Here is a 12,236-nt window from a genome sequence, read left to right as displayed (position 1 = left end):
GGTGCGTCCGAATGGACTCGAACCATCGACCCCCACCATGTCAAGGTGGTGCTCTAACCAACTGAGCTACGGACGCATCCTCTTTTATTACTCACCATCAATGCTGACAGCGGGGACGAATATTAACGAGCTGCCCGTCTGCTGGCAAGGGGAAAAACACAATATTCACCGCAAACTCACGTAATTGCTGCGCTTTTGCCCATTGCGCTGTTTTTTTCTCCACCTCGGTGTTTTACGCAGTCGCGACTTGCCAATATGAATTCTGCCCGTCACGCCAGAGACTATCGGTACTAATGCGCCGCCTTTTGCAGGATAAATGCTGCTGGTTGTTTTTGTAACCAGCGGATGCGCAGTGCCATTAAAATCGCCGCAGAAGTTAAGCCAATAACGAACCCAATCCAGAAACCACTTGGCCCCATGGCGGGCACGATATAATCGGTCAGCCCCAGCACGTAACCACTCGGTAACCCCAGTAACCAATAGGCAGTAAAGGTAATAAAGAAGATCGAACGTGTATCCTTATAACCACGTAGCACACCGCTACCGATCACTTGAATCGCATCCGATAGCTGGTAAATAGCGGCCAGCAACATCAAGTGCGAGGCCATCATTACCACTGCCGGTGTTTTGTTGTACAGCAAGGCAATATGCTCGCGGAAAATAACGGTAAATACCGCAGTGACACAGGCCAGCATTAAACCCACGGCAATACTGGTATAAGCGGCCACTCTCGCTTGTTCTACCGAGCCTTGACCGAGGCGGAAACCAACACGAATGGTAGCTGCTACGCTCAGCGACATCGGTAACATAAACATTAATGAACTAAAGTTGAGCGCAATTTGGTGCCCGGCAACAGCGACAATGCCCAGGGGCGAAACCAGTAAGGCGACAACCGCGAACAGCGTCACTTCAAAGAAGAGTGCCAGAGCAACCGGCAGGCCAAGGCCACCCAAGCGTTTCATTACTTGCCAGTCCGGTGCGGCGAACCCTTTCTCCAGTTTGATATCTTGCTGTGAACGAGCGCGGGTGACATACCAGCGCATCATCAGGAACATCACCCAGTAGACTGTGCCTGTTGCCACCCCGCACCCGACGCCACCCAATGCCGGAGCACCGAATTTCCCGTAGATGAAAATATAGTTAACCGGAATATTCACGAGCAAACCAATAAAGCCGATAACCATCCCCGGCTTGGTTTTGGATAAACCTTCACATTGATTACGTAGCACCTGGAAGAAGAGATAGCCCGGCGCACCCCACATAATGGCATGCAGGAAGCCAACGGCTTTATCTGCTAGCACGGGGTCAATATTATGCATTTGCATAATAACGTGGTCGCTATTATATAGAACAAACATAATTAGCAGTGAAACGCAAAGCGCCAACCAAAACCCTTGCCTGACTTGATGGGCAATTTGATTGCGACGCCCGGAACCGTTGAGCTGTGCAACTGTCGGGGTTAGTGCCAACAACAAACCATGGCCAAATAAAATAGCCGGTAACCAGATAGAAGTACCTACCGCCACGGCAGCCATATCAGTAGCACTGACAGAACCGGCCATAATGGTGTCAACCACGCCCATGGCGGTTTGAGATAATTGCGCGATGACAACGGGAATAGCGAGAGCCAATAAGCTACGCGCTTCGACGATATACTTCTGCACGTATGCACCTTTCTCTACCCGTCGCCCTTCAATATACAGGGGTATTGGCTGCCCTTGCTCACTCCAGACACTTAGTTATCTAAGCTGCTGGAGGTTCACGCGGTTGCCGCCTACCTGTATCTCGAAGTAACTTGGGTATAACCTAGTTATGATTTCAATAACGACTATTTATCGCGCCATGGGCGATAAATAAAATAGCGGAAAAACAATAAAGGATTGTACCTGCTCATCGCGCTTAAGCAATCTTTGTTACTAATTATCAGCTAAATACCTCTTATCTGTTTTTTTAGTGTAAGTGGTTTGGTTTTCCTTATCTTCTGAGGCAAAATCAAGGCAAAGAAACTTTCTTTCTATAGATAAGAGGCATGGCGTATGTTTACCGGTATTGTTCAAGGCACCGCGCCGGTGGTTGCCATCGAAGAAAAATCAAATTTCCGCACCCATGTAGTCGACATGCCAGCGGAGATGTTGCCTGAATTAGCGTTAGGCGCTTCTGTTGCCCACAATGGTTGCTGTCTGACAGTCACCGCCGTTGAGGGTAATCGGGTTAGCTTTGATTTAATGAAGGAGACACTGCGTATTACCAATTTGGGCGATATTAAGGTTGGTGATAGCGTTAATTTGGAACGTGCGGCTAAATTCAGTGATGAAATCGGTGGACATCTCATGTCCGGCCATATTATTTGTACTGCTGAGATTACCAAAATATACACATCAGAAAATAATCGTCAGATCTGGTTTCGTATGCCCAGCTTTGATTTAATGAAGTATGTGTTACACAAAGGTTTTATCGGTATTGATGGTATCAGCCTAACTATTGGAGAGGTTGTGGGGAACCGCTTCTGTGTACATCTGATACCAGAAACACTGTCGCGGACCACATTAGGTAAAAAGCGTTTGGGGCATCGGGTAAATATCGAGATCGATCCACAAACCCAGGCGGTGGTGGACACGGTTGAGCGGGTATTGGCTCAGCGGGAAACTGTATCCGCTACGCCGGTAGTTGATAAGGTCACTCGCGGATAAATGTGGGCTTAACGTAAATAGGATAGGACAGGCAGTTCACCTGTCCTCTTTTAAGTATTAACGCGGCACGCAAATCCCACCCTCGACCCCGTTAGGGCTGAATAATACTTGCCACAGTTGGATGTCTCTGGCGCGGAAAGCACCCGCACAGGCATTGAGATAATAGCTAAACATCCGCTCAAATCGTGACGAGTAATTCGCAGCCAGGCTCGGCCACGCGGCTTGAAAACGTTCATACCACGCCATCAGGGTGCGATCATAATCAGCGCCAAAATTGTGCCAATCTTCCATAATAAAATAAGGCTCACTGGCGTTAGCAATATGTTTTACTGACGGCAGGCAGCCATTAGGGAAGATATATTTATTAATCCACGGATCGATACTCAGATCGGTACGATTAGCACCGATGGTGTGCAGTAAGAACAGGCCATCTGGCTTCAAATTGCGGTTTACGACATCAAAATAGGTGTGATAGTTCTTTGGCCCGACATGCTCGAACATACCGACAGAAACGATACGATCGAACTGTTCGTTCAGATCACGGTAGTCTTGCAATAAAATAGTGACGTCTAAGCCTTCACAGCGTTTTTGTGCCAGTTTTTGTTGTTCAGCCGAAATGGTCACACCGGAAACGGCGACCCCGTAATGCCGGGCGGCATAGGCGGCGAGGCCCCCCCAGCCACAACCGATATCGAGCAATGTCATGCCCGGAGCCAATTGAAGTTTTTCGCAGATCATCCGCAGTTTATTTTCCTGCGCTTGCTCAAGGGTCGTGGCATCTTTCCAGTAAGCGCATGAGTATTGCATATTCGAATCGAGCATTAGGCTAAACAGATCATTACCCAGATCGTAATGTTCTTTGCCAACAATCCAGGCTCTTTTCTTTGATTGCAAATTAATAATACGCGCAGCAGCAATGCGTAAAGTATCTTTGAGATGGTGTGGAAGTTGATTTTCCAGGCCAGCCCTGAGAACCCGTTGGAAAAAAATATCCAAGCGGTCACATTCCCACCAGCCGTCCATATAACTCTCACCTAATGCCAAAGATCCTTCTTGAAGTATTCGTTTGAAAAAGTCTGGGTTATTGACTCGAATGTCGAAAGGGCGTGAGCCATTGATTTCAATATCAGCCCGATTCAGCATTTCTTGTACAATGCGAAACCAAGGGGTTTCTTGAATACTCTGGTCTTCTATACAGGATGAACTCATAGCTTCTCCATCACTTTCTTCTGACTTATGACCCGCGATACATGCAGATTCATACCAATAAGGTTGTCGTGACCTTGGTGTCTAATATCCATAACGGACAGAGGAAGATTAAGAAGAAACCCTAATAAAGATTGATTTAGGGTAACTCATCCATAAGCGTAAATGTGACGCAATCCACGCGCACAGAAAGTACTTAAGATAATGCTTTTTTTTAATGGTATCGTAATTGGTTAAATCGAGTATAGGCTTGCCGGGAGGCTTTCTCAATAATAAATCACACCCGGCTCACGTGTTCCTTAGTGACTATTTCTATTGGAAATTAATTCACTCCGACCTTGACGCTACCGCTGTGTTAGCGGCTCTCGTTACTTAGCCCATCCTTGGATCTCGCCTCTATCAGGCCGCCGCTTGCAGCGTTCAAATCGATTTCCGACCCGAATCGTTCCTTATCCAGGCTCATCGTGGTTCATTCGCTTGTTGCTTTGCTGTGACACCGATGACGTTGGGCATCGAATTAGTATCATTTTTTTCTTTTCGCAATGCGTAGCAATGAATGCCATATCCTAAAAACGCCAGCACCACGGTCGACAACATCACGGTCACTGTTGCCAGCAATGGCTGGCTGATATAGGCCGATACCAACATACTGGCAACAAAACATAACCCGAGTTGAAGCGTATTTTGCAGCGCGGCTGCTTTACCGGTGTTCGCTGGAAAAGGCATTAATGCATTCGCTACGATAATAGGGTAGCAGGCACCATTCACCAGCGCCATTATGCAGAATGGAATAAGTAAGGTCAGCAGCGTCGGCGTGGTTAACGTTGCTATCAGATAAAGTGCAATCATGCTGATTGCATATCCCGCCAACAGCCACGGCAGCAAGGTATTGCCCTTGATCCGGGAAAGAGCACTGCGACAACCAAATCCACCTAACAGGAAGGCCAGGGTCTGGGGGACATAACTTAATCCGATGACATTCGGGCTATAGCCCATATCACCCAGAATAAAAGGTGAACCGGTTAACCAGGCAAAGAAACCGGCACTACAGGCAGCAAACATCATTACGTTGCCACTGAATGTTGCCGACTTAAGCAACTGCCAGAAACTGATGTTGGTGCTACTGCGTGCCGCATTATCTTGTGCGGTTTTTTTGCGTTCGTTCAACCGCGCCGTTGGGATCAATAGCAGCAACGTAACGGCCAGTAGCACTACAAAAATTGAACGCCAACTGAAGTGGTTTAATAACCAGGCACCCAGCAGCGGAGCTAACGCGGGAGAGAGTGCTACGAGCGGCATAATGGTGGCAAACACGCGATTGGCCTTGCCATCGCGATAACGGTCTACCACTAACGCCTGCCAACTTACAGCAGCAGAACACACCCCTACCGCCTGAATAAAGCGGAGGACCAATAATTGTGTCGCATTTTCAACCCATAAGATCCCCAGACAACCGATGGCAAATAACGCCAAACCGGCTAACAGTACCGGTTTACGGCCTAACTTATCCGATACGGGTCCCCAGATAAGCTGAGCGATAGCAAAACCGGCGAGGAAGATACTTAAGCTGGCACTGATGGCGCCGGCAGACGTTTGAAGCTCTTGTTGCATTGCGCCAAAAGCGGGCAGATACATGTCAGTGGCCAAATAGCCCAACATACTCAGACCGGCCAGATAGAACATAAAACCAGACGACGTTTTCATTCTTTATTTCTCTTTATATCCTTGGTCCTTGAAACCGCAGAGGTGTTAGCAGCGGCTCCAATGACGTTGGCTAAATTATAATTTTTGCAGGCAAAACTTCTGTTATAGAAAATTAATTGCGAAGGGCATTCTATCCGCTGCGATATTCTGTTGTGAAACGGTAATATTTGCACCATGCTGTTAAAAAATTTGATAGCAAATTGGTGATGTAAAAAGGTGACAAATCATGTGGTCTGAATATTCACTGGATGTGGTGGACGCAGTAGCCCGTACTGGGAGTTTCAGTGCTGCTGCTCAAGAATTGCACCGCGTACCGTCTGCGATTAGTTATACGGTGCGCCAATTGGAAGAGTGGCTGGCCGTTCCGCTGTTTGAACGACGTCATCGCGATGTGGAATTAACCGAAGCTGGCGTGGTTTTTATTAAAGATGCGCGAGATGTTATCAAAAAAATGAATGACACACGCCGTCAGTGTCAACAGGTGGCGAATGGTTGGCGTGGGCAGTTAAATATAGTGATAGATAAAATTGTTAAACCACAGCGTAGTCGCCGCTTAGTGTTGGATTTTTATCGACATTTTCCTGATATTGAACTGCGGGTACGCTATGAAGTATTCAACGGTGTGTGGGATGCGCTGGTGGATGGACAGGCGGAAATGGCCATTGGTGCGACCCGCGCGATCCCGGTCGGTGGGCGGTTCATCTTTCGCGACATGGGCTTTTTAAGCTGGCATTGTGTGGTGAGTGTCGATCATCCTTTAGCCCAATTAACCGAGCCACTTAGCGATAATCAGTTACGGCCTTATCCCTCACTTTGCCTGGAAGATACCGCTCGTAATTTACCTAAACGTGACACCTGGACTTTAGCAAACCAGCAGCGATTGGTCGCCCCGGACTGGGCAACGGGAATCGATTGCCTGTGTGCAGGATTGTGCATCGGGATGGTGCCGGCACACATGGTATCGCCATTGATTGAGCAAGGGAAGCTAGCGGCACTGACGCTGGCTGAACCGTTGCCCGATAGTCCATGTTGCTTGACCTGGGAGCAGAACAACCATTCACCAGCATTGGCCTGGCTACTGGAATATCTAGGTGACAGTGTCACACTTAATACCGAATGGTTGAAAGATGACAGTGAGTTATCAATCAATGACTGAGAATTAATGAGGCAAGATTAGCCGCCGGTAGAGCTAAACACTACCGGCAGGAGAGGATTAACGGCGATAATCGAGGAACGGACCATCAGCGACAGAACGACGCTCAATCAGTTTAGGGTGTACCTCAATGGTCTGCGAATCTTCACGTTTGCTGATAATACGGTCAAGTAACATGGCAAAGGCCGTTTCGCCCAGGCGCTCTTTGGGCTGGTGAATAGTGGTTAGCGCCGGCGAGAAATAGCGCGCATTACGCACATTATCATACCCGATCACCGAAATATCTTGTGGTACCCGTAGGCCCAACTCATCAGCAGCACATATCGCGCCCATGGCCATAATATCGCCGCCACAGAACACCGCCGTTGGGCGATGTTTTTGTGTCAGGATTTGATGCATCGCTTTATAACCGGATTCCGGTTCAAAATCCCCTTGGACTACCCACTCATCACGCAGGGTAATATTTGCTTCTTCCAGTGCTTTCAGGAACCCCTGGTGGCGGCCACCACCGGTATTACGGGCTAACTGGCCGGGGATAGCCCCAATGTCACGATGACCGCGCTCAATCAGGTAACGGCCCGCTAAATAACCACCTTCAAAGGCGTTATCAATAATCGAGTCAGTAAAATCACCCCGAGCGGTTCCCCAATCCATGACGACCATTGGGATATTGCGATATTCTTCCAACATCCCGAGTAGCTGCTCAGGATATTCTGAACACATCACCAGCAACCCATCGACACGTTTTTGTGCCAACATCGCCAGATAAGCTTTTTGCTTGTCCAGATTATTATGAGAATTACATAAAATCAGGGTATAACCTTTGCTATAACAACTATTTTCGACCGCTTCGATCACTTCGGCAAAATAGGGCGCTTCGCTGGATGTTGCCAGTAAACCAATTGATTTAGTGTGATTAACTTTCAAACTGCGGGCTACAGCGCTGGGTGAATAATGCAGTTCTTTAATGGCAGCCCACACCGCAGCCTTGGTATTCTCGGCGACGAAACGAGTTTTGTTGATAACGTGCGAAACGGTGGTGGTGGACACACCCGCGTGTTTGGCCACATCTTTAATCGTTGCCATAAAAAGAATGACTCCTAAGCTTACCGGTTACAGTAGGGTAAGTATTATGTTAATCGTTTGCCTGCATAACCCGAAAACCGCTCAGACAAAAACACGATATTAGGCTGGGAAGTTAAATCAGCTGATTGTCTGAGAGTATTTATTGGACGTTATTAGTCGGTATGCAGTTATGAACTGCGAATTTTGGCTGATCTGGAGGAAAAGTGAAAGGGGTAATCAAAGTTATAAAGTGCGTAATGAGCACAAGATTTTTTTTCTGAACTGTGGGAAAATAATTTAACACACTAACTATGTGCCTTTTCGATACTACAAACTAACCGGCTAAGGAGTTTTTATGGATACCAATCTGAAAATGTCGCTGATTACGACTGTTGGTGCGCTGGCGATGATTATTGTCTTTAGCTTCGTGGCGGTAATGAATTAATTAAACCGCTTGCCGGTGTGAAGTGATAAGTAGGGCGGGTTAACCCCGCCCTTAATTATTTTACGCGTAATGCGACGATGGGTTGTCACTCTTCTTGCCGTATCAGGCTAAATTTTTCTCAACGAAAGACCAGTTAACCAGTGCCCAGAAGTTTTCCAGGTATTTTGGCCGCGCATTGCGGTAATCAATATAGTAAGCATGTTCCCACACATCTACGGTTAACACCGGTTTATCGTTGGTGGTCAGTGGAGTTGCTGCATTAGACGTACTGACAATCGCCAGTGTGCCATCTGCTTTTTTAACCAGCCAGGTCCAGCCCGCACCAAAGTTTTTTACTGCCGCATCAGTAAATTGCGCTTTAAATTCAGCAAAAGAACCAAATGATTGATTAATGGCATCGGCAACTTTGCCCGTAGGTTCGCCGCCGCCGTTAGGTGACAGGCAGTGCCAGTAGAAGGTGTGGTTCCAGACTTGGGCCGCATTATTAAAGATCCCGCCATTAGAGGTTTTTACAATCTCTTCCAGCGTCTTACCCGCAAACTCAGTGTCTTTAATCAAGTTATTGAGATTAACCACATAGGTGTTGTGATGCTTGCCGTAGTGGTATTCCAGCGTTTCAGCTGAGATGTGGGGCTCTAGCGCATTTTGCGCATAGGGTAATGCCGGTAATTCAAAAGACATAGCTCTCTCCTTTCGGGGTTGCTCAGGGTGTTTGCTCCTCAAATCACATCAATTGCCACGGGCAGTGAGGTGGCGAAGAGCGGTTAAAGCTTAATTGTTGTATTTTTGTTGTGGGTATTAATCTTAACAACTTTCAACAAGAATGACAGATATAACCACACTGTTTGATGGGTGATTGTATCAACGTTATGCCATGGGGATAACAAGTGCAGGGGCGTTATTGTGCCATCAGCACCCGGTGGTGAGACCACCGGGCGCAGACTGAAGTCTTAGCGGATGGTTTTCGGGGTGACCACACGGCGTGCGCCAACGTAATGATCCTGCCAGTAGTCATTGTCCAGCATACTGATACGAATTTCTTCGCCAGTGCGTGGGGACTGAATGAACTTACCGTTACCCAGATAGACGCCTACATGGTCGGCGACGCCACGGTTGGCAATATTGAAGAACACTAAATCCCCACTCTCCAGCTCAGCGCGTTTGACGGGGGCGGCGTCACGCAAGTGATACATCTCGTTCGCGGTACGCGGCATTTTTATTCTGATCACGTCTTTATAGGCGTAATAGATAAGCCCGCTGCAATCAAATCCGGTATTAGGAGAGGTGCCACCCCAACGATAAGGTTTACCGACTTGCTTCATCAGTTTGCTCATCGCGGTCTGTTTGGCGTGTTGATAGCGTTTTTTATGCGCTGGACTGAGCTTGATTTTACTATTGGCGACTAATTCGGTAGCCGCTTTGCCTTGGCTTTTATTTCTGTGTCGGCCATAAGCGACTTTTTCTGTTTTTTTACCTGCAGCCACTTTTTTATTGGCTGCAGTTTTAATATTGGTTTTTTTCGGATTGCTGGTTTTTTTTGTAGCGATTTTACTGACTTCCTGCGTTTTCTTTTTAATGGTTTTAGTCGTGCCGGCGGCAATTTTCTTTTTATCGCTGCTGGTTGCTGTTTTATTGGTAGTCACTTTGTTGGTAGGGGTTTTATTGCTGGCTACTTTTACTTTTTTGGTACTTTTATCTGCTTTACGTTTTTTACGATCATCAGGGCTGGCCTGGCTGGCCTGTCCTTTCTTCTGCTCAGCAGACACATGAGCCTGCGGCGACGCATGCGCCAGGTTTAAAAATAGCTGGGTAAACAGCAGCACAAACAGCGTAAATATTAAACGCATAATAACGCTACCAACCTTGCCCTGAGATGAATATGAAGAGTCACAGTATTGCCGAAACTCACGATATAAAAAAGCAGAGAGCGACAGGATCTTAATCGATATTGTGAGAAAACATTAATGGCTTAGATATTGTCGCTTTTTCACACGTCTAATGGACTTAAATCAACCATACGTCAACGAGTTATCTCTTTCCTACTTGAAGCCGCAGGGCAATCCCATAAAGAAGATAATAGTGAAGTGATGGGATCAAAAATGTTATTCTAAATGCACATATTTGTAGCTGACAATATAACCATTCGTCCATGGAGTAAAGCCCCTGCAAAAGATGGCGTTTTATTCCAGTGGTAACAGTCGCTACAATAGGCCGGACGCAATAATAAAACAGCCCTAATGGATAGGTTCTAAGTATTGTAGCCACTATATGGCTTGAGGAAGCAAGAAATGACGACGATTGATAAAATCCAGCGCCAGATAGCAGAAAACCCAATCCTGCTTTATATGAAGGGTTCACCAAAGTTACCTAACTGCGGTTTCTCGGCTCAGGCTGTGCAGGCGCTGTCTGCCTGTGGCGAACGCTTTGCTTATGTTGATATCCTGCAAAACCCGGATATTCGTGCGGAACTGCCAAAATATGCTAACTGGCCAACCTTCCCACAATTGTGGGTTGATGGTGAATTGGTCGGCGGTTGTGACATTCTGATGGAAATGTATCAGCGTGGCGAACTACAACAGTTGTTGAAAGAAACCGCTGACAAATACCGTGCACAAGAAGAAAAGCCTGCCGCAGAATAGGGCATGTGTGTTTTCGGTGACAAAAATAAAAAGGTGGCCTTTGAGCCACCTTTTTTTGAACGTAAAATTGTTGCGTCTTCTCTCATGAACAATCTTCTCTCATGAACACTGCGCTATTCGGATTCCCCCGCCGGTATAGGCCAGCCACCCAGTTTTTTCCAGCGGTTAACCAGTTCACAGAATAATTTTGCCGTTTGCATGGTGTCATACAATGCGGAGTGCGCCTGACTACTATCAAACGGAATACCTGCCGTCAGGCAGGCTTTCGCCAGCACAGTTTGCCCTAGCACCAGCCCACTGAGCGCCGCAGTATCAAAGGTTGCAAATGGGTGGAACGGGTTACGTTTCAAACTGGCGCGTTCAGCAGCAGCCATCACGAAGCTGTGATCAAAATTGGCGTTGTGTGCCACGATAATAGCTCGGTTACAGCCTTGATCTTTCAGCCCTTTACGCACGGCTTTAAAGATGGCATGCAAAGCATCGTATTCACTCACAGCACCACGCAAAGGGTTGGTCGGGTCAATGCCATTAAATGCCAGTGCTTCTGGTTGCAGATTGGCACCCTCAAAGGGTTCTACATGGAAATGCAGCGTTTCATCGGGTAATAACCAACCATCCTTGTTCATCTGCAAGGTCACGGCAGCAATTTCTAATAATGCATCGGTTTGCGCATTAAAACCGGCGGTTTCCACATCAATTACAACGGGGTAATACCCACGAAAACGGCCACTTAGGGCGTTAAGATCACTTTTATCTGCCATCAGTTTCTTATCTTCATCGAATTCAGCGCGCATTATGTCAAATTTTAGCGCGGGATGCAGGGGGATATCGCGATGAGAAAAAAGGCACCTTAGGTGCCTTTGCGCTAATCAGTTGCCAAGGCCGTGTCCGGCGCTCTTATTCTCGATTAACTCGATTTTGTAACCGTCGGGATCTTCGACAAAAGCAATAATAGTATTACCGCCTTTTACCGGGCCGGCTTCACGGGTCACATTCCCACCAGCCTGACGAATTTGATCGCAGGTAGCGGCAACATCATCCACGCCCAGCGCCAGGTGACCAAATGCAGTCCCCATGTCGTAACTGCTCACGTCCCAGTTATAGGTCAGTTCAATCACTGAACCTTCACTTTCATCGCTATAACCGACGAAAGCCAGCGAGTATTTATACTCCGTGTTTTCGCTGGTACGCAGTAAACGCATCCCTAATACCTTGGTGTAAAAATCGATAGAGCGTTGCAGGTCACCAACGCGGATCATGGTATGGAGTAAGCGCTTCATAATACCTCTTTATAATCAACAGTTTAAAGTTTTAAAATCATTATAAATCAAAAC

12 protein-coding genes and 1 tRNA gene are annotated in these 12,236 nt (G+C 47.1%); 4 read left to right on the top strand and 9 right to left on the bottom strand.

Going from position 1 to position 12,236, the window contains the following annotated elements; all coding sequences use genetic code 11:
* Positions 1–2: 2 nt before the first annotated feature.
* A tRNA-Val gene (locus tag V2A85_RS17895) sits at positions 3–76 on the bottom strand.
* A 214-nt stretch (positions 77–290) separates the two neighbouring features.
* A complete protein-coding gene (locus V2A85_RS17890; RefSeq protein ID WP_372559122.1) occupies positions 291–1,664 on the bottom strand; it encodes an MATE family efflux transporter in 1,374 nt (457 codons plus the stop codon).
* A gap of 372 nt (positions 1,665–2,036) precedes the next feature.
* On the opposite strand from V2A85_RS17890, the gene V2A85_RS17885 reads away from it, so the two are divergent.
* Positions 2,037–2,690: a riboflavin synthase subunit alpha gene (locus tag V2A85_RS17885; RefSeq protein WP_372559121.1), complete on the top strand. Its 654-nt coding sequence runs from the start codon at positions 2,037–2,039 to the stop codon at positions 2,688–2,690.
* A gap of 57 nt (positions 2,691–2,747) precedes the next feature.
* Here V2A85_RS17885 and cfa read toward each other — a convergent pair whose 3' ends face one another.
* Both cfa and punC read right to left on the bottom strand, forming a co-directional pair.
* Positions 2,748–3,899: a cyclopropane fatty acyl phospholipid synthase gene (cfa, locus tag V2A85_RS17880; RefSeq protein WP_420071996.1), complete on the bottom strand. Its 1,152-nt coding sequence runs from the start codon at positions 3,897–3,899 to the stop codon at positions 2,748–2,750.
* Positions 3,900–4,355: 456 nt separating this feature from the next.
* The gene (gene punC, locus V2A85_RS17875) at positions 4,356–5,600 is read right to left on the bottom strand and encodes a purine nucleoside transporter PunC (RefSeq protein WP_372559119.1); all 1,245 of its coding nucleotides are present in this window, start codon (positions 5,598–5,600) and stop codon (positions 4,356–4,358) included.
* A gap of 226 nt (positions 5,601–5,826) precedes the next feature.
* On the opposite strand from punC, the gene punR reads away from it, so the two are divergent.
* Entirely contained in the window at positions 5,827–6,756 is a 930-nt protein-coding gene (gene punR / locus V2A85_RS17870; protein ID WP_083158734.1) for a DNA-binding transcriptional activator PunR, read from the top strand.
* Between the two features lie 57 nt (positions 6,757–6,813).
* Here punR and purR read toward each other — a convergent pair whose 3' ends face one another.
* The gene (purR, locus tag V2A85_RS17865; protein ID WP_420071995.1) at positions 6,814–7,839 is read right to left on the bottom strand and encodes an HTH-type transcriptional repressor PurR; all 1,026 of its coding nucleotides are present in this window, start codon (positions 7,837–7,839) and stop codon (positions 6,814–6,816) included.
* A gap of 334 nt (positions 7,840–8,173) precedes the next feature.
* Here purR and V2A85_RS17860 point away from each other — a divergent pair, with 334 nt between their 5' ends.
* Complete coding sequence (locus V2A85_RS17860; RefSeq protein WP_019079325.1) at positions 8,174–8,263, top strand: YnhF family membrane protein; 90 nt, start codon at positions 8,174–8,176, stop codon at positions 8,261–8,263.
* 102 nt (positions 8,264–8,365) lie between these two features.
* On the opposite strand, the gene sodB is transcribed toward V2A85_RS17860, so the two are convergent.
* Both sodB and V2A85_RS17850 read right to left on the bottom strand, forming a co-directional pair.
* Positions 8,366–8,944 (bottom strand): superoxide dismutase [Fe], encoded by a 579-nt coding sequence (sodB, locus tag V2A85_RS17855; RefSeq protein ID WP_372559117.1) that lies wholly within the window; start codon positions 8,942–8,944, stop codon positions 8,366–8,368.
* A 269-nt stretch (positions 8,945–9,213) separates the two neighbouring features.
* Positions 9,214–10,110 carry a C40 family peptidase gene (locus V2A85_RS17850; RefSeq protein ID WP_420071994.1) on the bottom strand — a complete coding sequence of 299 codons (897 nt, stop codon included), beginning with the start codon at positions 10,108–10,110 and terminating at the stop codon, positions 9,214–9,216.
* A gap of 441 nt (positions 10,111–10,551) precedes the next feature.
* Between V2A85_RS17850 and V2A85_RS17845 the strand changes: the two genes are divergently transcribed.
* Positions 10,552–10,902 (top strand): Grx4 family monothiol glutaredoxin, encoded by a 351-nt coding sequence (locus tag V2A85_RS17845; protein WP_083158738.1) that lies wholly within the window; start codon positions 10,552–10,554, stop codon positions 10,900–10,902.
* Between the two features lie 113 nt (positions 10,903–11,015).
* On the opposite strand, the gene rnt is transcribed toward V2A85_RS17845, so the two are convergent.
* Both rnt and gloA read right to left on the bottom strand, forming a co-directional pair.
* Entirely contained in the window at positions 11,016–11,696 is a 681-nt protein-coding gene (rnt, locus tag V2A85_RS17840) for a ribonuclease T (protein WP_193784653.1), read from the bottom strand.
* 75 nt (positions 11,697–11,771) lie between these two features.
* A complete protein-coding gene (gloA, locus tag V2A85_RS17835) occupies positions 11,772–12,182 on the bottom strand; it encodes a lactoylglutathione lyase (RefSeq protein WP_420071993.1) in 411 nt (136 codons plus the stop codon).
* Positions 12,183–12,236 lie beyond the last annotated feature (54 nt).

Origin of the sequence: Yersinia sp. 1252 StPb PI (assembly GCF_048593885.1) — a bacterium.
Lineage (GTDB): Bacteria > Pseudomonadota > Gammaproteobacteria > Enterobacterales > Enterobacteriaceae > Yersinia > Yersinia enterocolitica_E.
Note: the sequence above shows the minus strand (reverse complement) of the source record. Positions and strands in the feature narration are given on the sequence as shown.